Source organism: Agromyces sp. GQ35 (assembly GCF_059758475.1).
Window position 1 is genome coordinate 688,135 of the sequence record NZ_JCAXEO010000001.1, and the last position, 21,815, is coordinate 709,949.

General features: G+C 69.8%; 23 protein-coding genes. 11 read left to right on the forward strand and 12 right to left on the reverse strand.

Annotation, left to right across the window (positions count from 1 at the left end; genetic code table 11):
- The first annotated feature begins 23 nt into the window (after positions 1–23).
- A complete protein-coding gene (gene yczE, locus AC6CH0_RS03160; RefSeq protein ID WP_498098238.1) occupies positions 24–743 on the forward strand; it encodes a membrane protein YczE in 720 nt (239 codons plus the stop codon).
- 79 nt (positions 744–822) lie between these two features.
- Here yczE and AC6CH0_RS03165 read toward each other — a convergent pair whose 3' ends face one another.
- The gene (locus tag AC6CH0_RS03165) at positions 823–1,581 is read right to left on the reverse strand and encodes a MerR family transcriptional regulator (RefSeq protein WP_498098239.1); all 759 of its coding nucleotides are present in this window, start codon (positions 1,579–1,581) and stop codon (positions 823–825) included.
- Positions 1,582–1,849: 268 nt separating this feature from the next.
- Here AC6CH0_RS03165 and AC6CH0_RS03170 point away from each other — a divergent pair, with 268 nt between their 5' ends.
- The 5 genes from AC6CH0_RS03170 (at position 1,850) to crcB (ending at position 4,855) form a co-directional block, all read left to right on the forward strand.
- Positions 1,850–2,770, forward strand: a complete 921-nt coding sequence (locus AC6CH0_RS03170) for a DUF4097 family beta strand repeat-containing protein (RefSeq protein ID WP_498098240.1) — start codon at positions 1,850–1,852, stop codon at positions 2,768–2,770.
- On the forward strand, positions 2,767–3,411 hold the full coding sequence (locus tag AC6CH0_RS03175) for a PadR family transcriptional regulator (RefSeq protein WP_498098241.1): 645 nt from the start codon (positions 2,767–2,769) through the stop codon (positions 3,409–3,411). The genes AC6CH0_RS03170 and AC6CH0_RS03175 overlap by 4 nt, the downstream gene beginning before the upstream one ends.
- 119 nt (positions 3,412–3,530) lie before the next feature.
- Positions 3,531–4,046: a GNAT family N-acetyltransferase gene (locus AC6CH0_RS03180; protein ID WP_498098242.1), complete on the forward strand. Its 516-nt coding sequence runs from the start codon at positions 3,531–3,533 to the stop codon at positions 4,044–4,046.
- Between the two features lie 9 nt (positions 4,047–4,055).
- Complete coding sequence (locus tag AC6CH0_RS03185; RefSeq protein WP_498098243.1) at positions 4,056–4,475, forward strand: fluoride efflux transporter FluC; 420 nt, start codon at positions 4,056–4,058, stop codon at positions 4,473–4,475.
- Positions 4,475–4,855, forward strand: coding sequence for a fluoride efflux transporter CrcB (crcB, locus tag AC6CH0_RS03190; RefSeq protein ID WP_498098244.1), 381 nt, complete (start codon positions 4,475–4,477; stop codon positions 4,853–4,855). The genes AC6CH0_RS03185 and crcB overlap by 1 nt, the downstream gene beginning before the upstream one ends.
- 94 nt (positions 4,856–4,949) lie before the next feature.
- Here crcB and AC6CH0_RS03195 read toward each other — a convergent pair whose 3' ends face one another.
- Entirely contained in the window at positions 4,950–5,645 is a 696-nt protein-coding gene (locus tag AC6CH0_RS03195; protein WP_498098245.1) for a copper resistance CopC family protein, read from the reverse strand.
- A gap of 115 nt (positions 5,646–5,760) precedes the next feature.
- Complete coding sequence (locus AC6CH0_RS03200; RefSeq protein ID WP_498098246.1) at positions 5,761–6,366, reverse strand: hypothetical protein; 606 nt, start codon at positions 6,364–6,366, stop codon at positions 5,761–5,763.
- A gap of 164 nt (positions 6,367–6,530) precedes the next feature.
- Here AC6CH0_RS03200 and AC6CH0_RS03205 point away from each other — a divergent pair, with 164 nt between their 5' ends.
- Positions 6,531–8,636: an APC family permease gene (locus tag AC6CH0_RS03205; RefSeq protein ID WP_498098247.1), complete on the forward strand. Its 2,106-nt coding sequence runs from the start codon at positions 6,531–6,533 to the stop codon at positions 8,634–8,636.
- A gap of 9 nt (positions 8,637–8,645) precedes the next feature.
- A complete protein-coding gene (locus AC6CH0_RS03210; RefSeq protein ID WP_498098248.1) occupies positions 8,646–9,083 on the forward strand; it encodes a DUF1801 domain-containing protein in 438 nt (145 codons plus the stop codon).
- Here AC6CH0_RS03210 and AC6CH0_RS03215 read toward each other — a convergent pair.
- Complete coding sequence (locus AC6CH0_RS03215) at positions 9,080–10,255, reverse strand: FAD-dependent oxidoreductase (RefSeq protein WP_498098249.1); 1,176 nt, start codon at positions 10,253–10,255, stop codon at positions 9,080–9,082. The two genes, AC6CH0_RS03210 and AC6CH0_RS03215, sit on opposite strands and share 4 nt — an antisense overlap.
- Positions 10,256–10,456: 201 nt before the next feature.
- Between AC6CH0_RS03215 and AC6CH0_RS03220 the strand changes: the two genes are divergently transcribed.
- Positions 10,457–10,663, forward strand: a complete 207-nt coding sequence (locus AC6CH0_RS03220) for a DUF3073 domain-containing protein (RefSeq protein WP_498098250.1) — start codon at positions 10,457–10,459, stop codon at positions 10,661–10,663.
- A gap of 36 nt (positions 10,664–10,699) precedes the next feature.
- Here AC6CH0_RS03220 and AC6CH0_RS03225 read toward each other — a convergent pair whose 3' ends face one another.
- Together AC6CH0_RS03225 and purM are read right to left on the reverse strand one after the other, a co-directional pair.
- A complete protein-coding gene (locus AC6CH0_RS03225) occupies positions 10,700–11,470 on the reverse strand; it encodes an LLM class flavin-dependent oxidoreductase (protein WP_498098251.1) in 771 nt (256 codons plus the stop codon).
- A gap of 4 nt (positions 11,471–11,474) precedes the next feature.
- Positions 11,475–12,596, reverse strand: coding sequence for a phosphoribosylformylglycinamidine cyclo-ligase (gene purM, locus AC6CH0_RS03230; RefSeq protein ID WP_498098252.1), 1,122 nt, complete (start codon positions 12,594–12,596; stop codon positions 11,475–11,477).
- A gap of 69 nt (positions 12,597–12,665) precedes the next feature.
- On the opposite strand from purM, the gene AC6CH0_RS03235 reads away from it, so the two are divergent.
- Together AC6CH0_RS03235 and AC6CH0_RS03240 are read left to right on the forward strand one after the other, a co-directional pair.
- Complete coding sequence (locus AC6CH0_RS03235) at positions 12,666–13,277, forward strand: zinc-binding alcohol dehydrogenase (protein ID WP_498098253.1); 612 nt, start codon at positions 12,666–12,668, stop codon at positions 13,275–13,277.
- Between the two features lie 57 nt (positions 13,278–13,334).
- Positions 13,335–13,766 carry a PaaI family thioesterase gene (locus AC6CH0_RS03240; protein WP_498098254.1) on the forward strand — a complete coding sequence of 144 codons (432 nt, stop codon included), beginning with the start codon at positions 13,335–13,337 and terminating at the stop codon, positions 13,764–13,766.
- Positions 13,767–13,834: 68 nt separating this feature from the next.
- Here AC6CH0_RS03240 and AC6CH0_RS03245 read toward each other — a convergent pair whose 3' ends face one another.
- From AC6CH0_RS03245 to AC6CH0_RS03270, 6 genes are all read right to left on the reverse strand, one after another.
- On the reverse strand, positions 13,835–16,078 hold the full coding sequence (locus AC6CH0_RS03245; RefSeq protein ID WP_498098255.1) for a glycoside hydrolase family 31 protein: 2,244 nt from the start codon (positions 16,076–16,078) through the stop codon (positions 13,835–13,837).
- Positions 16,075–17,247 (reverse strand): glycoside hydrolase family 15 protein, encoded by a 1,173-nt coding sequence (locus AC6CH0_RS03250; protein WP_498098256.1) that lies wholly within the window; start codon positions 17,245–17,247, stop codon positions 16,075–16,077. The genes AC6CH0_RS03245 and AC6CH0_RS03250 overlap by 4 nt, the downstream gene beginning before the upstream one ends.
- 82 nt (positions 17,248–17,329) lie before the next feature.
- On the reverse strand, positions 17,330–18,571 hold the full coding sequence (locus AC6CH0_RS03255; protein WP_498098257.1) for an ABC transporter substrate-binding protein: 1,242 nt from the start codon (positions 18,569–18,571) through the stop codon (positions 17,330–17,332).
- A 101-nt stretch (positions 18,572–18,672) separates the two neighbouring features.
- On the reverse strand, positions 18,673–19,551 hold the full coding sequence (locus AC6CH0_RS03260; RefSeq protein ID WP_498098258.1) for a carbohydrate ABC transporter permease: 879 nt from the start codon (positions 19,549–19,551) through the stop codon (positions 18,673–18,675).
- The gene (locus AC6CH0_RS03265; RefSeq protein ID WP_498098259.1) at positions 19,544–20,524 is read right to left on the reverse strand and encodes a carbohydrate ABC transporter permease; all 981 of its coding nucleotides are present in this window, start codon (positions 20,522–20,524) and stop codon (positions 19,544–19,546) included. The genes AC6CH0_RS03260 and AC6CH0_RS03265 overlap by 8 nt, the downstream gene beginning before the upstream one ends.
- On the reverse strand, positions 20,521–21,729 hold the full coding sequence (locus tag AC6CH0_RS03270; protein ID WP_498098260.1) for an ROK family protein: 1,209 nt from the start codon (positions 21,727–21,729) through the stop codon (positions 20,521–20,523). The genes AC6CH0_RS03265 and AC6CH0_RS03270 overlap by 4 nt, the downstream gene beginning before the upstream one ends.
- Positions 21,730–21,815: the final 86 nt, after the last annotated feature.

Here is a 21,815-nt window from a genome sequence, read left to right on the forward strand (position 1 = left end):
CAATCATGCAATTGGATTGCAGAATGCCCCGGCCCACGCGCTTCACCTCTCCTGATTCGACACCAGTGCTCGTGCGCCGGTTCGTGCAGCTCTTCGTGGGCCTGTTCCTCTACGGCATCGCCATCGCGCTCATCGTGCGCGGCGAACTCGGCGTCGGCCCTTGGGACGTGCTCACGCAGGGCATCGCGAAGCACACGGGACTCGGCTTCGGACTCATCACCGTCATCATGAGCGGCATCGTGCTGCTGCTGTGGATCCCGATCCGTCAGCGCCTCGGCTTCGGCACCGTCATGAACGCGCTTCTCGTCGGTCCCGCCGCCGACGTCGGACTCTGGCTCATCCCGGCCGGCCTCGACCTCTGGATTCGTGCGCTGCTGCTGCCCGCGGGCATCGTCGTTCTCGCCATCGCGACCGGCCTCTACATCGGCGCGCACTTCGGCCCGGGCCCGCGCGACGGCCTGATGACCGGTTTGCACCGTGTCACCGGCTGGAAGATCTGGATCGTGCGCACCGGCATCGAGCTCGTCGTGCTCGCGGCGGGCTGGCTGCTCGGTGGCAACGTCGGCATCGGCACCGTCGCGTTCGCGCTGCTCATCGGGCCGCTCTGCGGCTACACGATCCCGCTCTTCGCCATCAAGCGCGCGCCGGTCGGCCCGGTCGTTCCGAGCGCCCGGCCAGCGGATGCCGCTGCGCTCACCCCGGTTTCTCCGGCACCCGCGACGTCGCCGACGCCCGCCGTCTGATCGACGCCCGAACGGCAGTCGCCCCCGAGGCCGGGACACCTCGGGGGCGACTGCACGCGGTGCACGCTGGGAGGACGAGCTAGAGCTCGCGCTCGGCGTATGCCGTCATCGCGTCACGCACGAACCGGGCGCCGTCCTGGCCGCCGTAGTTCGCACCGAAGCGGTCATCGGCCACGTACATCTCGGCGAGGCCGAGGAAGTACTCCTTGCTCGGGCCTGCGCCGCCGCCGCCCGGCGTGCCGGGCACTCCGCGCAGCCACTCGAAGTGCCGCTGCGCGAGCGCCTGCGCTTCGGCGCCCGCGGGGTCGACGCCCCGCTCGAACGCCGCGGTCCAGTCGCTGCTCAGCTGCGAGACGCGCTGCTGCCATGCGGCCTTCTCCTCGGCGCTCATCGAGCGCCACCACGCGTCGCTCTTCGCGTACGCGTCCTTGCCCCAACGCTCCTCGACCTCCTCCTTGTACTGGGTGTGGTCGAAGCCGTCGAACATGTTCTCTGCCATGAGTTGTTCACCTCCTTCCAGTGCTCCGATGGTGTGCACGACCGACGCGATCTGCCGCGTCAGCCGGTCCTGCTCGCCACGCAGCCACTCGAGGTGGCTGCGCAGCGCATGCGGGGCGCTCGCCTCGCGGTCGAGCACCTCGCCGATCGCGGGGAGCCCGAGCCCGAGTTCCCGCAGCAGCAGGATGCGCTGCAGGCGCACGAGCGCGGCGTCGTCGTAGTGGCGATACCCGTTCGAGCCGATGCGCGTCGGCGGGAGCAGCCCGATGTCGTCGTAGTGACGCAGGGTGCGGCTCGTCGTACCGGCGAGCTTCGCGATCTCTTGGATCGACCAGTCCACGGCGACCTCCTCTCGTGATGGGCGAGGCTCCTGCCTCACGTCACCGACGATAGAGGTTGACGTTGCGTCAATGTCAACCTCGTCACGGGACCCGCGACTTGCGTTGAGCACAAACGCGATATATCGTGACTACATCACCACTCGCGATATATCGCGATACAGACTTCGAGGGCGGCGGATGCCGCGGCATCCGCACCTCGTACCAGGCGTCGACGACGCGACAGCAGCAGACGCGTCGACGACGCGACGGCAACAGAAGGAGCACCGCATGTCCATCGAGAAATGGGTCATCAACCCGGGCGAGAGCCGCACCATCGACCTCGAACTGGTCCGCAAGCTCAAGGTGAGCCTCATCGGCGGCAAGGTCGACGTGATCGCCCACGACGAACCGGGTGCCCGCGTCGAGATCTCGAACGTCACCGGCAAAGACCTGAAGATCGAGATCGACGGCGACTCCCTCGAGATCGACCACCCGCAACTGCGGTGGGACAACTTCGTCGACGTCTTCAAGGGCTTCATGGGTCAGGCCAAGGCCGACGTCTCCATCCTCGCGCCGCGACACATCGTGATGAAGCTCGGCATGGTCTCGGGCGACACGCTCGTCTCGGGATTCACGACCGACGCGAAGCTCAGCACCGTCTCCGGCGACCTCGTGCTCGACAACCACGAGGGCGACGTCGAGCTCTCGACCGTCTCCGGTGAGGTGTCGGCCGGCAACCACACGGGGCGCATCACCGCGCACTCGGTCTCGGGCGACGTCGTCGCCACCGGCGACGTGCGTTCGTTCAACGCCGACACGGTGTCGGGCAACATGATCCTCGACGCGTTCGGCACGCCCGACCGGGTCGACACCAACACGGTGGCCGGCGACCTCACCGTGCGCTTCGACACGGGCTCCGGCGCACGCTACCGCATCAACACCGTCGGCGGCACCGTGCTGATCGACGACACGAGCATCAAGGGCATGCTCGGCAAGGGCTTCGAGCGCGTCACCGGCGAGCTCTCGGGCACGTGGCTCGACCTGGGCGCCAACAGCGTCTCGGGCTCGATCTCGGTCATGCGCCGAGAGGCCGGCAGCGACCCGGCGACCACGGATGCCGCGGGCGCAAGCCACGACGACGCATCGAGCGCCTCGGACTCCAGTGACCACGAGGCCTCCCTCGGGCAGACGCAGGGCGGCACGGCATGACCCCGCCCGTCTTCGCCCACGGCAGCCTGCGCCTCTACCTGCTGGCGCTGCTCGAGGAGCAGCCGCGTCACGGCTACGAGCTGATCCAGGCGCTCTCCGAGCGCTTCGGCGGCACATACAGTCCGAGCGCCGGCACGATCTACCCACGCCTCTCGAAGCTCGAGGAGGAGGGCCTCGTCTCGAAGTCGACCGATGGCCGCAAGACCGTCTACGAGATCACGGATGCCGGTCGCGCCGAACTCGAGGGTCGCCGAGGCGAGCTCGACGGCATCGAGAACGAGGTGACCGACTCGGTCCGGCGCCTCGCCGACGGCGTGCGCGCCGAGGTGAACGGTGCGATGCGATCGCTCCGCGCCGAGCTCGCGAGTGCAGCACGCGAGGCCAAGCGCTCGGCCACCAAGATGCCGGCGTCCGCGGCGTCCGGCGAGAGTTCGACCGGTTGGGGCGGCGACGCCCGAGCCGAGACGAGCCGCGCCGTGCACGAGGCCGACCTCGTGCTGAGCGAATTCCGGCAGCAGCTGCGCACCGACCTGCGCACTCACGCGAGCCGCGGTCGAGTCAGCCCCGAGTCCGTCACGCTGCTGCGGGCGCGCCTCGCACAGGTGCGCACCGACGTGCTGGCGACGCTCGCCGAGGACTGAGCGGATCACGAGCTGGGCGGCGCCTCCCCCGGGGCGCCGCCCTTCGCCGTCACCTGACGCGCGGAGCCGTGCGGCACGGCCGCGGTGCCGATGTCGCCGGCTGCTGCTTCGATGGGCGCATGCCCGAGATCGAGTTGCTGCCGTGGACCGAAGACGACCTCGCGCTGCTGCACCGTGCGAACACGCCCGAACTGATGGACCAGCTGGGCGGCCCCGAGAACGACGAGCAGGTGCTCGCACGCCACGAGCGGTACCTTCGCCTGCAGCGCGAGGGCACGGCCCACCAGTTCCGCATCGTGATTCCCGGGCATCCCGCCGGCGTCGGCGTCGTCGGCTACTGGCAGCACGATCGGCATGGCGAGCCCGCCCTCGAGAGCGGCTGGTCGGTCGAGGCCGAGTACCGCGGCCAGGGCATCGCGCCCGCCGCGGTCGGCGCCATGCTCGAGATCGCCCGCTCGCGCGGCGAGACGTTGCCCGTGCACGCCTACCCACGCGTCGACAACCCGGCGTCCAACGCCGTCTGCCGCAAAGCCGGATTCCGGCTGCTCGGCGAAGAGGAGTTCGAGGTGAAGCCGGGGCTCGTGCTGCACACGAACGACTGGGTCTACGACCTCTCCCAGCCGTTGCAGGCGTAACCTCTGGGAGTGCGCTCGTATCTCGCCGTCGCCGTCGGCGGCCTCATCGGCACCGGCCTCCGCCTCGCCTGCGACCTCGCGTTCCCGCACGCAGACGATGCCTTCCCGGTCGAGACGCTCATCGTGAATCTCGTCGGCGCATTCGCGCTCGGGTGGCTGGTGGGCGGTCTCTGGACCCGGCCCGGCACACCTCCTTGGCTGAAGGCCGGCCTCGGCTCCGGCATCATCGGCTCGTTCACGACGCTCTCCGCGGTGATCGCGTCGCTCCTCGTGCTCACCCGAGAGAGCGAGATGTGGCTCGCCGCGCTCTACCTGCTCATCACCGTCCCGGGCGGTCTCGCCCTCGCCGCAGCGGGACTCCGGCTCGGGTCGAGGCTCGCGCACCGGCCGATGCCCCACGCCGTCAGCGACGCAGGGGAGACCCTGTGATGACCGTCACCCTCAGCCCCCTGGTCGTCGCGGCCGTGCTCGTCGCGGGTGCCGTCGGCGCGGTGCTCCGCTACGCGCTGTCGCGCGCGTTCCCGGTGCGCCCCGGGCACCTGCCCGGCGGCATCCTGATCGTCAACGTGCTCGGCTCCGGCCTCGCCGGTGCGCTCATCGGCCTGGCCGAACTCGCGGCCCTCGACGGCGAGCTGCGTCTCGTGCTCGTCACGGGCTTCTGCGGCGGCCTGACGACGTTCAGCACCTGGACCGTCGAGACGATCGAACTGCTCACGGGCGGGCGATGGCGGGCGGCGATCCTCAACGTCGTCGTGACCCTCGTGCTCGGCATCGCTGCCGCGGCGGCCGCCTATCTCGCCGTGCGCTGAGGCCAGACGACGCGAGTCGGCAGTCGCCGGCCTGCGACAGCGCGAGCGGATGCCTCGTGGCCCGAGGCATCCGCTCGCGCGGATCGGGTCGAGGTCAGGCTGCGTCGCCGCCGTTGCCGGTGGGGTCGCCGCTCGCGCCGGGGCCGGCGCCGGGCCCGGCGCTCTTGCGTCTGGCGTTCACGATGAGGGCGGTGACGAGCGCGAGGATGCCGAGTCCTCCGACGATGAAGCCGGCGACCGCCCAGCCGTCGGGGCCGCTCGCCGCGGTCTCCTCGGCGTGGTCGGTGCCGTCGGCGTTCTCGCCCTCGTCGGAGTGGTCGCCCTCGGCCGCGGGCTCGTCATGCGCCGGCTCCTCGGTCCAGACGCCGGTCGCGTCGGCGCCGACACCGAAGTCGATGGTTCCCTCGATGGGGTGCCCGTCGCTCGAGACGACACGCCAGCGCACCTGGTACTCGCCCTCGAGATCGGCGGGGAGGGTCGCGACGACCTGCGGGCCCGTGACGACGGGGTCCCCGACGGCGACGTCGCCGCCGTGGTGGTCGACCACCTCGACGGCGGTGCCGGTGTCGAGGATCTCGTTCGAGAAGTCGAGCGAGACCTCGGTCGGCGGGGTGTCGAACACCTGGCCGGGTTCGGGGCTCGAGCCGAGGAGTTCGTCGTGGGCGAAGGCAGGTGATGCGCCCGCCAAGGCGATGCCCGCTGCGACGGTGAGTGCTGCGGCGGCGAGCACCACGGTGCGGAGGCGATGCGTGCGGGTCGCCGACGAGTCGACGGTGGTGGCGATGGTCATTGCGGTTGGGAGTCTCTCTCCTCGGTCCGGTGCCGCGGCGAGCCCGGCGAGCGCGGCACGTGCGGTCGCGGTCGCTGCGGCATCCGGAGATGTCTGTTCCGCCGATCGGCGGAGATTACGCGGGGGCGAACAGGGGCGGAGGTCCCCGATATCCGAACGCCGCGAACCGCAGCCGCGAACGCAGCGGCGCAGCCGGTGCGTCGATGGGCCGCAGCCTCGACGGCACGGCGACGTCGACCGGCTGCGTCGACGTCGTGAGCCGCAGCACGAATCGGCGGGCGGCGGTGCCGGCCGCGTGCCAGACCGCTTGCTCGACGGCGAGAAGGTAGACGATGGTGAGGGCGGCGGCGATCGCGTGCCCGATCAGCATGGCGCCGTCGGTGTGGGCATGGGCACCGGCCGAAGCGCCGCCGTCGACGAACGCGATCGACTGGTGATGGCCGCTGCCGCTCACGACGAACGACCCGGTCGACGTTCCCGCACCGACGCCGAAGAGCAGGTGGAACGCCCCCTGGCTCGCCAGCACCGCGAGCGCCGTGCGCAGCGGCGACGAGCGCCGGCCGACGAGGACGATGGATGCCGCGAGGGCGACGAGACTGGCGAGCACGAGGCCGACCCCACCGGGCGCCTCACCACCGGCGAACCCGTGCGAGAACGCTGCGAGGAACACGGCGACGATCGCGGTGGCGGAGCCACGCGCGAGCTGCGTCGCACGGTTCACGGCAGGCCCCCAAGTTCGAACGGTCGAGAAATCGACACAACTCTACAAGGCGAGCCTGGCGGCCCCCGGCGAGCCCGACGGCGCCGACGGCCGGACACCCGACGTGAATCCGCGGCATCCGGTCGAACTCGAACGCCGACTTGACACGCCCGGCGGCGAGAGTAATGTCAACCGCCGTGACGAATGAGGCGGACACCCCGCCAGCCGAGTTGAAGTCGCCGAAGCACTGGATCATCGGCGACCCGCTGCCCACCGAGAAACTCGAGGGGCAGCTCCTTCCGAAGCACCTGGCGCTGCCGATCTTCGCGAGCGACCCGCTCTCCTCGGTCGCGTACGCACCGCAGGAGCTGCTCATGATCCTGATGGTCGGCGGCCTTGCGTTCCTGAGCTTCGCGCCATGGGTCGCCCTCATCGTCATCGTGCTGCTCGTGACGGTCGTCGCGAGCTACCGGCAGCTGATCCGCGCCTACCCCTCGGGCGGTGGCGACTACGAGGTGGCGCACAAGAACCTCGGTGAGAAGTCCGGTCTCGTCGTCGCCTCGGCACTCCTCGTCGACTACGTCATGACCGTCGTCGTCTCGGTCGCATCGGGGGTCGACAACATCATCTCGGCGATTCCCGAGTTGAACCCCTTCCGCGTCGAGATCGCGATCGGCTTCGTGATCATCCTCGCGGCCGTGAACCTGCGCGGGGTCTCGGAGTCGTCGAAGGCGTTCGCCGTGCCGACCTACCTCTTCATCGGCAGCGTCTTCGTGATGGTCGTCGTGGGTCTGACCCGAACGTTCCTCGGCGATGCACCGGTGGCCGAGTCGGCGACGTTCAGCGTGCAGGCCGAGTCGCTCACGCAAGCGGGCGTCATCCTCCTGCTGCTGCGATCCTTCGCGAGCGGATGCTCCGCCCTCACGGGTGTCGAGGCGATCTCGAACGGCGTGCCCGCGTTCCGCCGGCCGAAGGTGCGCAACGCGCAGATGACGCTCGTGCTCATGGGCGGCATCGCGATCGTGCTCTTCGCCGGCCTCACCGCCCTCGCGCTCGTCTCGCAGGTGCACTACGCAGAGGACCCGTGCCATCTCATCGGCTGGGCGGAGTGCGCGACAGAGCCCCAGCGCAGTCTCATCGCGCAGGTCGCGGCGGCGACGTTCGGCGATGCCACCGTCTTCTTCTACGTCATTCAGGCGGCGACGGCGCTCGTGCTGCTGCTCGCGGCGAACACCGCGTTCAACGGCTTCCCGCTGCTCGGCTCGGTGCTCGCCCGCGACGGCTACGCTCCGAAGTCGCTCTCGACCCGGGGCGACCGCCTGATCTACTCGAACGGCGTGGTGATCCTCGCACTCGCGGCTTCCCTCATCCTCCTGATCTTCCAGGCGAACCTGACGGTGCTGATCCAGCTCTACATCATCGGGGTGTTCGTCTCGTTCACGATCGGCCAGACGGGAATGGTTCGGCACTGGATCAGGGCCCTCCGAAAGCCGGGCCGGCCGTCCGGCGCAGCCACCATGGCGAAGGATGCCGACGCGAAGCCGCTCACCCGCGGCGCGATCGGCCGTGCGCTCGTCATCAACGCGATCGGCGCGACGATGACGGCCGTCGTCCTGATCGTGGTGACGGTGACGAAGTTCACGCACGGTGCGTGGATCGTCTTCGTGATGATGCCGATCCTCTTCCTGCTCATGATGGGCGTGCACCGGTACTACCGCGATGTCGAGAAGGAGATCGAGGTCGACCCCACGACGACGTTCGGCTCCGCCGGCGACCACGCGATCGTGCTCGTCGGCCGCATGCAGAAGCCGACGCTGAAGGCTCTCGACTACGCGATCGCCGCCCGGCACGACTCGATCGAGGCGGTGCACGTCTCACTCGACGACGACGAGACGAAGCGCCTGAAGAAGCAGTGGGTGAAGCAGAACATCCATGTGAAGCTGCGCATCCTCTCCTCGCCCTACCGCGATCTCAGCCACCCGTTGATCACGTACATCAAGTCCCGGCGAGAGGAGCACGGCTCCGAGGTCGTCACCGTGTACATGCCGCAGTACGTCGTCGGGCACTGGTGGGAAGGCCTCCTGCACAACCACAAGGCCCGCCGCATCCGCCAGAAGCTGCTGCTGGTGCACGGCGTCACGGTCGCGCTCGTGCCGTGGCTGCTCGACTCCTCCGACCTCCTCTACGGTCGGCGCTCTCGGCCCCTGCCCGGGCAGGATCGCCGCGGCGAGCCCGTGCGCCCCGTGCCACGGCGCCCGATCGCCGAGAGCGCGCAGAACCCGAAGAGGTAGCATCACGGCATGGTCACTGAACCGACGGATGCCTCGGTGCACGAGTTCATCGACAAGGTCCCCCACCCCGTGCGTCGACGTGACGCCGAGACGCTGCTCGAACTGTTCTCGCGGGTGACGGGCGAACCCGCGCGCATGTGGGGCCCGAGCCTCATCGGATTCGGCGAGTACCACTACGTCTACGAGAGCGGGCGTGAGGGCGATGCCGGGGCCGCGGGCTTCTCACCGCGCAAGGCCGCGACGACCGTCTACCTCCCCGATGGCGTCGCGGCATACTCCGAGGCACTCGCGAAGCTCGGCCCGCACACCACGGGCCAGGTCTGCCTCTACCTGAAGAACCTCGACGACGTCGACCTCGACGTGCTCGAGGGGATCGTGCGCGATTCGTACCGGGTCGTCTCCGCCGAAGGCTTCGGTCAGCACGGCCACGGCGGGGCTGCGGGCTAGAGCATCGCCATGATCTGGCGGGCGATCATGCGCCCCGCCCGGCTCGCGCCGATCGTCGAGGCCTGGGGACCGTAGCCGGCCAGGAAGACCCTCGGGTCGTTCCATGCCGCGCCCTGGCCGACGGTCACACCGCCGGCCTTCTCGCGGAGCTTCAGCGGCGCGAGGTGACGCAGATCGGGGCGGAATCCTGTGGCCCAGATGATGACATCGGCACGGGCGAGGCCCGAGTCCTCACCCTCCCAGACGACCCGGTCGCCTTCGATGCGGTCGAACATCGGCCGCGCGACGAGCAGCCCGCGTTCGATGCCCGCCGAGATGCGGCGACTACGCGGCACTCCGGTGCCACTCACGATCGATGGCAGCGCACGGCCCGATCGTGCAGCCTCGTCTTGCATCGCGACGGCGGCGGATGCCCCTTCGAGGTCGAGTTCCTGCCGGTCGAGCCAGTCGATCGGGCGGCGCGAGACCCAGGTCAGTCCCGCCGCGACATCCTCGAGTTCGAGCATGAAGCCGATCGCGGAGGTGCCGCCGCCGACGACGACGACGTGCTTGTCGCGGAAGTCTTCGGCCTCGGTGTAGTCGGAGGTGTGCACGTGCCGGCCGGCGAACTCGGCCATGCCGGGGTAGTACGGCACGAACGGCGAGCCCCAGGTGCCCGTGGCGTTCACGAGGAACTGCGTGGCGATCTCGTGCTGCGGCACCGCCGGCGTCGCCGGCTCCTCGAACGTCTTGCGGCGGCGGCCGAAGAGCCCGCGCGCAACCTTCTGCTCTTCGAGGGGCTGCGGTGCGAGGTCTTCGTACCGCACGAGCAGGTCGACGCCCGCGTTCACGACGCGTCGCACGTTCATCGGCCGGCGCACGCGCAGGTCGAAATGCTGCTCGAACCGGTCGTAGTAGTCGGCGACGACGTCTTTCGCCGGCAGGTTCCGGTCTGCGGTGTCGAAGCTGATGTCGAGCTCGGCCATGCCGGGCAGGTCGTTCACGCGATGCGCAGTGCCGAGTCGCAGCGACGACCACCGGTGCTGCCAGGCACCGCCGGGGCCGGGCGCGCGGTCGAGCATGACGAAGTCTTCATCGGCCACGAGCTCGAACCGACGCAGATAGAAGGCGACCGACAACCCGGCCTGACCGGCGCCGATCACCACGACCTTCACGCGTTCGGGGCTCGTCATCACCTGACAATCTCAGCATGGGTTGCTGTGTGCTCGCAGCAGGCGAGCCGAACGCCCACGATACGCCTTCGGCACGCCTGTGAAGGGAGCCATACCGCCTCGAACGCGGTGCTAAACTGGCGGTCGGACGAATTCATTTATCAGATGAGCGCCGGGTGACGACACAATCCCACCCGGCCAGATGTCGTAAGGGGGTCACGCATGGGGCGCGGCCGTCAGAAAGCCAAGCACACCAAAGTCGCTCGGGAGCTGAAGTATTTCAGCCCGAACACCGACTACAACGCGCTTGAGCGCGAGCTCACCACGAGCTCTCCGCAGCACGAGTACAGCGAAGAGGCGGCGAAGTGGGCGGAATATTCCGCTGACGACGACGACTCGTACGTCGCTGGTGACGAACAGCGCGCCTGAGCGCGTTCCTCGTCGTACTTCGCTCCTCCTCACCCCTCACGCTCCGGTCTCATCGGTGTGCGCCAGCCAACCCGCGGCCCGATCGATGAAGTTCTCGAGCTCGGCGAGTGATCCCGTCGGCGTGATGGCGCGAAGCACCACTTCGTCGACGACGTCGAACTCGCTGAGACGACCGCCGTCGGCGAGCGTCGTGTCGAGGGCTCGCATGCCGAGCCGTTCGAAGTTCGCCGCGTACGACGGCACCGCCTCGTAGCGTTCGGCCTCCCGTTCGAGTGCGGGCTGCGCGTCAGGGTCGGTGATCGTACGCACGTAGAGCACGCTGCGCACCCGGCGCGCTCGGGCGCTGGCACGCAGCTCGCGGCTCGCCTCGGCTGCCGCCCCCGGCGTCAGCCAGTTGAGGAGCACCCCGTCGGCCTGCTCGGCCGCGAGGCGACGCATGCGCGGCCCGAGCGCGCCGACCACGATCGAGGCATCGCTCGCCTCGCGGAGCTTCGCGATGCTGTGCTCGACGAGACCGACGGGATGCGCGGCACGGCCCGAACCGATGCCGAGGCTCGTACGCCCGGTGGGCAACCCGGTCAGGTCGAGCGAGTCGGCCGGGCGCCGGTCGAGCGGGATCACCCCGGTCGCGAGCCGCAGCGCGTCGGTCGCCTCGGCCGCGACGCGAAGCCCTGCGAGCGAGTCGCCGCCCGGCACGTCGTTCAGCCAGAGCGCCGAGAACCCCAGGCGCTCGATGCGCGGTGCGAGCGAGCGCACGATGGACGCGTCGGTGCTGCCAGCCAGCCCGATCGAAACCGCTGCGCGCACGAGGTCAGCCCGCGTACGCGCCGACGAGTCGTACTGCGCCGCCGTCGACGCCCTTGGCGCCCTGTTCCCAGCCGTCGCCGCCGGCAGCGGCAGGGGCAGGGGCATCGCCGATCGTCACGGTACCCGTCTGCCAGGCCGGGAGGCCGAGGGCGCCGAGCGCCGAGACGACGGATGCCGCGGCATCCGCCCGCACGACGGCGAAGAAGCCGATGCCGAGGTTCCAGGTGCCCTCGGTCGACTCGAGCGTGGTGCCCGCGAGGTCGTTGAGCACCCGGAACACGGGGGCCGGCGACCAGGTGGCGCGGTCGAGTTCGACCCACGAGCCGAGCGGCAGCACGCGTGCGAGGTTCGCGGCGATGCCGCCGCCGGTGACGTGCGAGAGCGAGTGCACGGCGTCGCCGTGCGGGCCGGCGAGCAGCTCGACGAGCTGGCCGGAGTAGAGGCGCGTGGGTTCGAGCAGCGCCTCGCCCCAGGTCGAGCCGAGTTCGGCCGAGGCATCCGCGTACCCGATGCTCGCGCTCGACAGAATGTGCCGCACGAGCGAGAAGCCGTTGGAGTGCAGGCCGCTCGAGGCGATCGCGATGACGGCGTCGCCCGATTCGACCTTCTCGGCGCCGAGCAGGCGGTCGGCCTCGACCACGCCCACTGCGGCACCCGCGACGTCGTAGTCGTCGATGCCCATGAGGCCGGGGTGCTCGGCCGTCTCGCCGCCGACGAGCGCCGTGCCCGTCTCGGCGCACGCGCGGGCGATGCCCGTGACGATCGAGGCGATGCGCTCGGGTACGACCTTGCCGCAGGCGATGTAGTCGGTCATGAAGAGCGGCTTCGCGCCGACCACGACGATGTCGTCGACGACCATGCCGACGAGGTCTTGACCGATGGTGTCGTGCTTGTCGAGCGCCTGCGCGATCGCGATCTTCGTGCCGACGCCGTCGGTCGAGGTCGCGAGCAGCGGCCGCGCGAAGTCTTTGGCGAACGAGAGGTCGTAGAGGCCGGCGAAGCCGCCGACGCCGCCGAGCACGTTGGGGCCGTGCGTGGCGGCCACCGCCGACTTCATGAGTTCGACGGCGAGATCACCCGCGCGCGTGTCGACTCCGGCAGCGGCATAGGACGAGTTCGAGGTCACCGGTCAAGCGTACCCGCGCACCGCGTGCCGAACCCTGCCGCTGCGCGATTCGAGGACTAAAATGCAGCCATGCAGCCCGAGGGCACACCGTCGTGGGTGATCCGTGAGAACGCGAGTCGCCCGGTGCTCCTCGCCCTGTATCTGCGCGAGGTGCTCGCGATCGCCTCGCCCGTCGAGCTGCCGCGACTGCGCGACGTGGGCGCGGTCGGCGACCGGCTCGAGATGGACCAGCACGACCTGCTCGAGCGGCAGTGGCGGGCATGGTGGGCGATGACCGTCGAGCCCGAGGCGCATCCGTCGCCCGTACCGCTCGAACTCGTCGATGCGTTCGAGACCGACGTCGCTCTGCCGACCGCCGAGGCAGAGGTGCTCGCCGCCGCGATCGTGCCGCACGCCGAGGCCGCGCGCGCCTGGGCCGCGTGGGCGCATGAGGGCTATCGCACGGCATCCGCCACTCGGCGCGGCGACTCGTATCGCGCCTACGCCGGCACGATCGCGGAACACGAGCGCGAGGTCGGCCGTCGCGCGCACTCCTTCGAGTTGAACGTCGAGATCGTGCCGTTCACGGCACCGGGCGTGTGGTGGATCGGAGCGATGACCGTCGCGGTCACCGATTCGCTGCGATCGGATGCCGCGGCATTCGACGACGCCATGCATCCGATCATCGCCGAGCTCGCGTAGACGCCGGTCGAGGAGCGACGCAGGAGCGACTCGAGACCACGTGCGAGACTCGAACCCATGAGCATCTGGTTCGGCGAGCCCTCACTGGAGTGGGCGAATTCACGGGACGACACCATGATCCGCGCGATCGGCATCGAGATGACCGAGGTCACGGAGCACTCGCTGAAGGGCCGCATGCCGGTCGACCACCGCACCCGCCAGCCCGGCGGGGTGCTGCACGGCGGGGCATCCGTCGCCTTCGCCGAGACGCTCGCGAGCTGGGGCGCGAGCTTCACCGTCGACCCCGAGCAGAACTACTGCGTCGGCATGGAGATCAACGCGAACCACGTGCGCCCCGTCGCCGACGGCTGGGTGTACGGCGAGGCGACGCCGCTCACTCGCGGCCGCACCACGCAGGTCTGGGACATCAGAATCACGGATGCCGCGGGCAAGCTCGTGTGCGTCTCGCGGTGCACGATGGCCGTGCTCGCGAAGCCGTCGGAGTACTGAGCCGCTGCGACATTCGCGGGTCGCCTCGCTCGCGCCTCGATCACGCCAGATCGCGACAGGGCGCGCGCTCAGCCCGCGAACACCGGGGCGAGCTCGTCCCAAGCTGACGCCCTGACGTAGACCGCCGCCCGGTCGATCGATACCTCGCGCTGCAGCACCGCGGGCCCCTCGACCGCTTCGCCGGTCCACGCATCGCGCCACGCCCCCGGTGGCAGCGCGACCTCGTGCTCGGTCTCCCCCTCGACGAGCACGGGTGAGACGAAGAGGTCGCGCCCGAGCATCCACTGCAGCGGATGCGTCCACGCCGTGTCGAGCGTCGGGTGGTCGAAGTACACCGGCCGCATGAGCGGCGACGACGTGCGGATGCTCTCGGCGGCTTCGGCGGCGAGGTACGGCACGAGCCGCTCCCGCAGTTTCGCGAACTCGCGGAAGACCTCGAGCACCCGCTCGTCGCCGCTCTGCTCGGCGACGTTCCACGGCGTGCGGTCGCGCGACGGAGTGCGGTGATGGTTGAACTCCGAGTGGTACTGCATGATCGGCACGAACGTCGATGCCGCGGTCGCCCGCAGGTAGAGCTCGGCGTCGGGCAGGTCACCCGAGAATCCCGCGAGATCCCAGCCCCAATAGAGGATGCCGCTCGCCGCCGCCGAGAGCCCGGCGAACATCGACCAGCGGAACGCGTCCCACGTCGAGTTCTCGTCACCCGCCCAGAACGCGCCGTGCGCCTGCGAACCGGTGAAGCCGGCACGACTGAACGTGACGGGCGCCTTGCCCGAGGAGCGGAGCAGGTCGCCGTACACCTTCGCGTACGCGACGGGGAAGCGGTTGTTCCCCTCGTCGCCGCGCGTGCCGTCGAGGTACTCGAGCTCCCGGCCCCAGGCGTGCTCGCCGCCGTCGGTCTTGAAGCCGTCGATGCCGACCTCGTCGACGAGGTACCGCCGTTTCTCGGTCCACCACCTCGCGGCGCGTTCGTCAGTGAGGTCGGGCATGTACGAGAGCGGGAACCACCAGCCGCGATTGCGGTACGGACGCAGCGCGCTCCTGGCGTCGGGCTCGCGGATGAGCACACCTTCGCGCACAGCCGCGCGGGCGTCGGCCTTCGCCTGGCCCTCGGGGTGCGGGCGAAGCTTCATGAGCGGGATCTGCCAGAGGTGCACCCGGATGTCGCGGGCATGCAGTTCGTCGACCATGCCCTTCGGGTCGGGCCACGCGCCGTCCTCGGGGAACTCGAAGTCGGCGAGTCGATGCGGCGCACCATCTTCGGTGACGGCGTAGCGGGCGTCGCGGAAGGCCGTGAACGTGCTCTCGTCGCTCCACGCCTCGATCACGAGCGAGCCGACCGGAACATCGTGCTCGCGGTGCAGGTCCATCTGCCGCATGACCTCGGCTTGCGTGTTCCACTCGTTGCCGCTCGCCCAGAGCCGGAACACCCAGTCGGGCAGTTCTTCGGGGCGGCCGACCTCGCCGAGGAACGCGTCGAGCACCTCGGTGGGCGTGCCGTCGTAAAACGCGGTCGTGACGGCGGGCTCGCCGGTCGCGGCATCCGTCTCGACCTCGACGATCATCGTGTCGGGGGTGCTCGCGCCGAGGTCGAACCACGCCCGGCGCGAGGTGCGCACGTGGAAGCCCCAGCCGTCGCCGCCCACGACGTGCGCGAACGGCATCGGCAGGTACGTCTTGCGCTCGGCACCCTGGCTCTTGTACTGCTCGAACACGACCGAGTCGAGCTCACTGCTGCGGTGGTCGAGCGCGTCGAACCGCTCGCCGAAGCCGGTGGCGTGCTCGCCCGGCGCGAGCGGCAGCGCGAACCGCGCTCGTCGCACGCGCTCACCGTCGGTGAGCATGCTGACGCTGCCCGGCACGACGCGACGCGTGCCGGTCGACCCGACGACCTCATCGGGCGCGGACCGCCAGCCGAAGACACCCGTCTCGAACCAGCGCGTGCGCTGCACGGCGCCCTCAGCGCTGCGCCCGGCGAGCCGGTAGCGGAGGCGGCTGCCTGCCTCGGGCGCGTCGATCGTCAGCGCCCAGCCGCCTGCCGCGCGCGCGAGGCGCGCCTGTGCGGACGCGAGGTGGCCACCGTCGACCGCCTGGCCGCGCGAGGTGCGGGCGACGCGGGCGAGGGGCATCCGCCGACGCTCTGCTTCGCCGCTCGGGGCGACGACGACGAGTTCCGCCTCGACGACGACGAGGTCGGGGGTTGCGCGGGCGCCGATCGTCAGCGACTCCCCGGCGACCGGATCGACGGGCCAGCGCTGCTCGGTGTCGACCGAGTACGGGTGGCCGGAGCCGAACGGGCGATGGCGGATCATGCGGATGCCTCCGCATCGACGGATGCCTCGACTGCGAGCTCGACGGCGAGGCGCATCACCATCGCATGACTCCAGAGCAGCGGCTGCGCCACCGGCCCCCAGCGCTCGACCCACTCGTCGACGCGATCGGGTGCGAGGAGGTGGCCGCCGACCTGTTCGGGCAGAGAGCCGTCGTCGCCCGCAGTCGCCACCGCCCAGTCGAGGAGCTCGCGTGCCCGGTCGACGTTGCCGGCGCGGAGTTGGGCGATCCCGAGCATGCACGACAGCAACGGCCACCGGCCACCGCCGTAGAACGTGTCGTCGAGGTAGCGGTGCACGCCGCTCTCGACAGTGAGGTCGCGTTCGATGGCCGCGATCGTCGCTCGCCCGAGCTCGGAGTCGCCCGGGACGACCTCGAGCAGGCCGACCACCGCCGCAAGACTCGCGTCAACCGCGCCCGAGCCGATCCACTTCGACAGCCGGCCGCCGACTGCGCCCTCGGTACGCAGCAGCCGGAGGATCTCGACCTCTGCGTCGATCGCGTCCGCTTCGCGCCCGGCGTCCAGCACGCCGAGCGCGACGGCCTCGCGGAGACCGGCCGCGATGCATCCGAGCGTGGACACGTGCACGTGCATCGCGTGCTCCTCCCACCAGTCGAAGCACGGCCGGCGCCACGAGACGCAGAGATAGTCGACCGTGAGCGCGATGGCGTTCGCCCAGCGCGACGCATCCGATCCGTGACGGCGCACGTGCTGGCCGGCCGCCCAGAGCCACGTGCCGTAGCCGTCGAGCTGGAAGTCCCACCACTCCTCGTCACCGGCGCGGCCGTCGAAGGTGAAGCGGGTCGGCAGCATCGCGGCGTCGGCGACAGGGTCTCCGGCGCGCGCCGCCGCGATGATCGCCTCGACATCGGCGCTGCGTGCGTCGAGCACTGCGGCGCACCAGTCGAAGAACCGCTCGGCGGATTCGATCCTGCCGTAGCTCGACATGCCGTCGGCGATGAACGCGCCGTCACGGAACCAGCTGTAGCCGGCGTACGCCGAGAATGTGGGGCTCGCCGGGTACGCGCCCGTCACGTCCTGGAGGGCGGCGATGAGCTCGGCGCTCGATTCGCTGATCTCGGTGGTCGCGGTGGTCGTTGGGGTCGCGGCGGCCGCGCTTCGCGGTCGGTCGGTCTTCGACTGGGTCATCCGTGTGCTGCTTTCGTACTCGTGCGTGCTGGTGGTCGGGAGGCGGGCCCAGGCTGGTGAGCCCGGGCTCGCCTCGGCGGACTCAGCCGCCGATGGCCGCGTTGATGCGCTCCTCGGCGGACGCGAGCGCGTCTTCGACGGACTTGCGGCCCGACTGCGCCTCGACGAGTTCCTCGGTCATGATGTCCTGCATCTCCTGCTGGCCCTCGGCCACGACGGGCGGAAGCGCCACCTGCTCGAGCGAGTCGAAGACCGCCTGGCGGTTCTCGGGGTTACCGAGGTCGAGGTAGCTCGCGAGCGCCGTCTCGTCGGAGGTCGCCGGGAGCTCCCAGCCGGAGTCGAGCCGAGCCTCCACCATGACGTCGCTCGAGGTGAGGAACTCCGCGAACTTCGCGGCGGCCTCGACGTGATCCGACGCGGCGGAGACGCCGACGGCATTCGAGAAGAGCGCGCTGGCCTGCTCGGTGTTGCCGGGCTCGACGGCGATATCCCAGCCGAAGGGCAGTTCGGCGAAGGCACCGAACATCCAGATGCCGGTGTGCAGCATGCCGAGCTTGCCATCGGTGAAGAGGGTCGTGTCGAAGTCGGGGGTGCCCTGACCCTCTTCGATCGTCGGCATCACGGTGCCGCTCTTGCCGACGAGCCATTCGGCCGCCTCGATGCCCTCGGGGGAGTTGAACGCGACCTTCGTGCCGCTCTCGTCGAGGAACTCGCCGCCGTTCTGCGCGAGCACCTTGTAGTACTCGTAGAAGCTCACCGGCTGGTGGTCGCCCCACACTCCGGCGGCCTGGTCGGTCAGCTTCGCCGCGGCAGCCTGCTCTTCGGCCCAGGTCCAGTCGGCGGTCGGGTATTCGACACCGGCCGCGTCGAAGAGGTCGCGGTTGTAGAAGAGCACGACCGTCGAGAACGAGCTCGGCAGCGCGTACTGCACGCCGTCGGTCTGGTACGCCTCGAGCACGCTCTGCCGGTACGCGTCGGGGTCTTCGACCGGCAGCTCGGCGAGCACGCCGTTCGCCTGGTATTGGGCGTAGTTCGAGTACTCGATGTCGAACACGTCGGAGACGGTGCCTGCCGCGAGGTCGGTCTGCAGTGCGGTGCCGTAGTCGGCGTACGGCAGCGTCGTGACGTCGACCGTGATTCCGGCGTTCTCCTCCTCGAACGCGGCGATGATCTTCTCGAGGTTCTCCTCGTTGCCATCGTTCGAGATGAAGTTCGTGTACGTGATCGTGACGTCGCCTGAATCGTCGGCGCCCGCGGCGCAGCCGCTCAGGGCGAGTGCGGCCGCGGCGGCGAGGCCGACGGTCGCGAGTGCTGTGGTCCTCATGGTGGGTATCTCCTTCGATATGGGTGAGGTCGAACGGGTGGAGCGGAACGGATGGTGCGCGAGCGGATGGTGCGCGAGCAGAGGCCGGCGCGCCCGGCCGGTCATTTCAGGCCGGCATTGGCGACACCCTGGATGACGTACTTCTGTGCGAAGAGGTAGATCGCGAGCATCGGCAGAATGCTGATGACGGAACCGGCCATGACGATGTCCCACTGCGTCGTGAACTGGCCCTGCAACCCGGCGAGCGCGACGGGAAGCGTCTGCAACTCTGGCGAGCGCAGCACGACGAGCGGCCAGAGGAAGCTGTTCCAGCTCCCCATGAACGCGAACACCGCGAGCGTGGCGAGCGCCGGCCTGATGTTCGGCAGGATCACCGTCCAGAAGATCCGGAAGTGGCCGGCGCCGTCGAGGGCGGCGGCTTCGTCGAGCTCGACGGGGACCTGGTTCATCGCCTGGCGCAGCAGGAAGATGCCGAACGCCGCCGCGAAGGTGGGCAGGAGCGCGCCGAGGTAGGTGTCGACGAGCCCGAATGCCTTGAGCTCGGCGAAGAGCGGCACGACGAGCACCTGCAGCGGGATCATCATCGTCGCGAGGTACACGCCGAACACGACGGTGCGCCCAGGGAACGGGAGGCGGCTGAATGCGTAGGCCGCAGTCGCACTCGTGAACAACTGCACGAGTGTCGTGATGACGGCGAGCAGCATGCTGTTGCCGACGACCCGGGCGAACGGCACCTGCTGGAAGAGCTGCACATAGGCGTCGAAGCCGGGGTTCGCCGGCACGAGCGACGGGGTCGTGCCGAGCCCCGACCCGGGGGTCAGCGAGGTGACGAGCGTCCAGTAGAAGGGGAAGAACATCACGAGGGCGCCGATCACCACGACGGTGTGCAGCAGCACACTGCGGCCCATCGCAGCACGTGCCGCAGCGGTGCGCGCAGCGATGGCACGGGGGTGCGTCGGTCGGAGGGTCGTCTCAGCCATAGTTCACCCACTTGCGCTGGCCGCGGATCTGTACGACGGTGACCGCGAGGATCACGATGAAGAGCAGCCACGAGAGGGCGGATGCCTCACCGGCCTTGCCGTACCTGAAGGTGAGGTCGTAGATCTGCTGCACGACCACCTGGGTCGCGCCGCCGGGGCCTCCGCCGGTCATCGCGTAGACCTGATCGAAGACCTGGAACCCGTTGATGAGCGAGATCACGACGACGAAGAACGTCGCGGGCGAGAGCAGCGGCAACGTGATCGAGAAGAGCCGCCGCCACCAGCCCGCGCCGTCGACCCGGGCGGCATCGAGCAGTTCGGGGTCGATCGCCTGAAGTCCGGCGAGCAGGATCACCATCACGAAGCCGAGGTCCTTCCACGCCGACGCGAGGATGATCGACGGCATCGCCCAGGCCGGATCCGACCACCATCCGGGCCCGTCGATGCCGAAGAAGCCCAGCACCGTGTTCACCACCCCATTGCTGGGGTTCAGCAGCCATCGCCAGACGAGGGCGACGACGATCCAGCTCGTGATCACCGGAAGGAAGTAGATCCCGCGCAAGAGCGTGCGGCCGCGCAGTGCCGAGTTCAGCGCGATCGCGAGCGCGAGGCCGCCGACGTAGACGAGGGGCAGGTAGCCGACGATGTAGTACACCGTGTGCACGAAGACGTCGGCCGTCTCGGGGTCGGTGAGCAGCGTCACGTAGTTGTCGAGCCCGACCCATTTCGCGGGCGAGAGCAGATTCCACTCGGTGAGACTGATCCACGCTGCCGCGACCATCGGCCCGAGCACGAAGAGCACCAGCGGGATGGCGCTCGGAAGGAGGAACGCGAGCACGGTCAGGGCATAGCGACGCCTCGATCGGCGAGCGCGGTGTGCACGGCCGGCCGGCGGATGCCCCGGGACTGCGCCCGCGGACGACACGGGCTTCCCCCGGGCATCCGCGACCGCCTCGCCGACGAGCGACGTCATGATCGGCCGGCCTGTTCGACGAGCCGTGCGCGGATCAGCCGGCCCTGGTCGCCCGATGCCCCGGCGGAGTCGAAGGGCGTCGCGAGCACGAGGGCGGCCGCACCCTGAGCCCAGCTCTCGTCCTGCCACGTCTCGATCTCGACCGGGAGGCTTCGCCGGTGGCGCAGGAGGTGCGAGCGGAAGGCCGGCTCGAAGCCGGGAGACCAGTGCTGCCACGAGGCGGTGCCCTCGCCGAGCACCACGACGAGCCCCGGATCGATCATGTGCACGACGCCCGCGAGGGTGCGACCCAGCAACCGACCCGCGTCTCGGAAGACGCCGATCGCCCGCTCATCGCCCGACTCGGCGGCGGCGTGCAACTCGACGATGCCCCCGCCCGCAGGGATGACGCCCAGTTCGCGCCCGTGAGCGACGAGGGCCGTTTCGCCGATGTACGCCTCGAGGCATCCGTCATTGCCGCAGCTGCACCGCGGCCCGTCGTCACTGATCGGGATGTGGCCGATCTCGCCGGCGCCCCCCGAGGCGGCCCGCAGCACGCTGCCGTCGACGACGATGCCGGCCCCGATGCCCGTGCCGATCGTGACGACCAGGAAGTTGTCGTGGGCGCGGCCGAGCCCGAAGAGCCGCTCTGCGACGGCCAGCGCATTCACGTTGTTCTCGACGATCACCGGCAGGTCGAGCGCGCGTCGGAGCGCGCGGCCGAGCTCGACACTCGTCCATCCCAGTTGGGGCGCGTCCACGATGCCGTCGCCCGGCTGGTCGACGGTGCCCGGGACGCCCACCCCCACGCCGAGGAGCGTCGCGCCGGAGCCGTCGGAGATGAAGCCCCTGATGCGCTCGACGAGATCGGTGAGGTAAGTGCTCGACGACGCGTCGAACGGCTCGCTCGCGGAGCGCAGCACGCGGCCGTCGATACCGACCTCGACGAAGGCGACGTGGTCGGCGACGACCTTCACGCCGATGGCCCGGCCCGAGGACGTCGCGAGTCCGAGCATCCGCGCGGGCCGGCCGCCGTTCGAGGGCGCCTGCTCGAGTTCGACGACGAGCCCGTCGGCGATCAGGTCCTTCACGAGCTGGGTCATGAGGGCCGGGGAGACGGCCAGCACCCGTGCGAGGTCGGCGCGCGAGGCGGGGCCGTTGGCACCCAGCTGCGCGAGGATCGCCGATCGATTGAGATCGGTGCGGATGGTGGAGCGGATCGCCATTGAGTCCTCGGATGAATCGGTCGTGCAGGTCTGGAGTTAATTTAGACCTAAATTAACTCCAGAAGCAAGACCTCGAGGCGAACCGA

Excerpts from the sequence above, each read along its gene's own strand:
- AC6CH0_RS03260 (WP_498098258.1), bottom strand. The coding sequence starts at position 19,551 with ATGGCTGAGACGACCCTCCGACCGACGCACCCCCGTGCCATCGCTGCG.
- AC6CH0_RS03265 (WP_498098259.1), bottom strand. The coding sequence starts at position 20,524 with ATGACGTCGCTCGTCGGCGAGGCGGTCGCGGATGCCCGGGGGAAGCCC.
- AC6CH0_RS03215 (WP_498098249.1), bottom strand. The coding sequence starts at position 10,255 with ATGACGAGCCCCGAACGCGTGAAGGTCGTGGTGATCGGCGCCGGTCAG.
- AC6CH0_RS03270 (WP_498098260.1), bottom strand. The coding sequence starts at position 21,729 with ATGGCGATCCGCTCCACCATCCGCACCGATCTCAATCGATCGGCGATC.
- AC6CH0_RS03250 (WP_498098256.1), bottom strand. The coding sequence starts at position 17,247 with ATGACCCAGTCGAAGACCGACCGACCGCGAAGCGCGGCCGCCGCGACC.
- AC6CH0_RS03240 (WP_498098254.1), top strand. The coding sequence starts at position 13,335 with ATGAGCATCTGGTTCGGCGAGCCCTCACTGGAGTGGGCGAATTCACGG.
- AC6CH0_RS03205 (WP_498098247.1), top strand. The coding sequence starts at position 6,531 with ATGTCAACCGCCGTGACGAATGAGGCGGACACCCCGCCAGCCGAGTTG.
- AC6CH0_RS03255 (WP_498098257.1), bottom strand. The coding sequence starts at position 18,571 with ATGAGGACCACAGCACTCGCGACCGTCGGCCTCGCCGCCGCGGCCGCA.
- crcB (WP_498098244.1), top strand. The coding sequence starts at position 4,475 with ATGACCGTCACCCTCAGCCCCCTGGTCGTCGCGGCCGTGCTCGTCGCG.
- AC6CH0_RS03220 (WP_498098250.1), top strand. The coding sequence starts at position 10,457 with ATGGGGCGCGGCCGTCAGAAAGCCAAGCACACCAAAGTCGCTCGGGAG.
- AC6CH0_RS03170 (WP_498098240.1), top strand. The coding sequence starts at position 1,850 with ATGTCCATCGAGAAATGGGTCATCAACCCGGGCGAGAGCCGCACCATC.
- AC6CH0_RS03180 (WP_498098242.1), top strand. The coding sequence starts at position 3,531 with ATGCCCGAGATCGAGTTGCTGCCGTGGACCGAAGACGACCTCGCGCTG.
- AC6CH0_RS03245 (WP_498098255.1), bottom strand. The coding sequence starts at position 16,078 with ATGATCCGCCATCGCCCGTTCGGCTCCGGCCACCCGTACTCGGTCGAC.
- AC6CH0_RS03195 (WP_498098245.1), bottom strand. The coding sequence starts at position 5,645 with ATGACCATCGCCACCACCGTCGACTCGTCGGCGACCCGCACGCATCGC.
- yczE (WP_498098238.1), top strand. The coding sequence starts at position 24 with ATGCCCCGGCCCACGCGCTTCACCTCTCCTGATTCGACACCAGTGCTC.
- AC6CH0_RS03210 (WP_498098248.1), top strand. The coding sequence starts at position 8,646 with ATGGTCACTGAACCGACGGATGCCTCGGTGCACGAGTTCATCGACAAG.
- AC6CH0_RS03175 (WP_498098241.1), top strand. The coding sequence starts at position 2,767 with ATGACCCCGCCCGTCTTCGCCCACGGCAGCCTGCGCCTCTACCTGCTG.
- AC6CH0_RS03235 (WP_498098253.1), top strand. The coding sequence starts at position 12,666 with ATGCAGCCCGAGGGCACACCGTCGTGGGTGATCCGTGAGAACGCGAGT.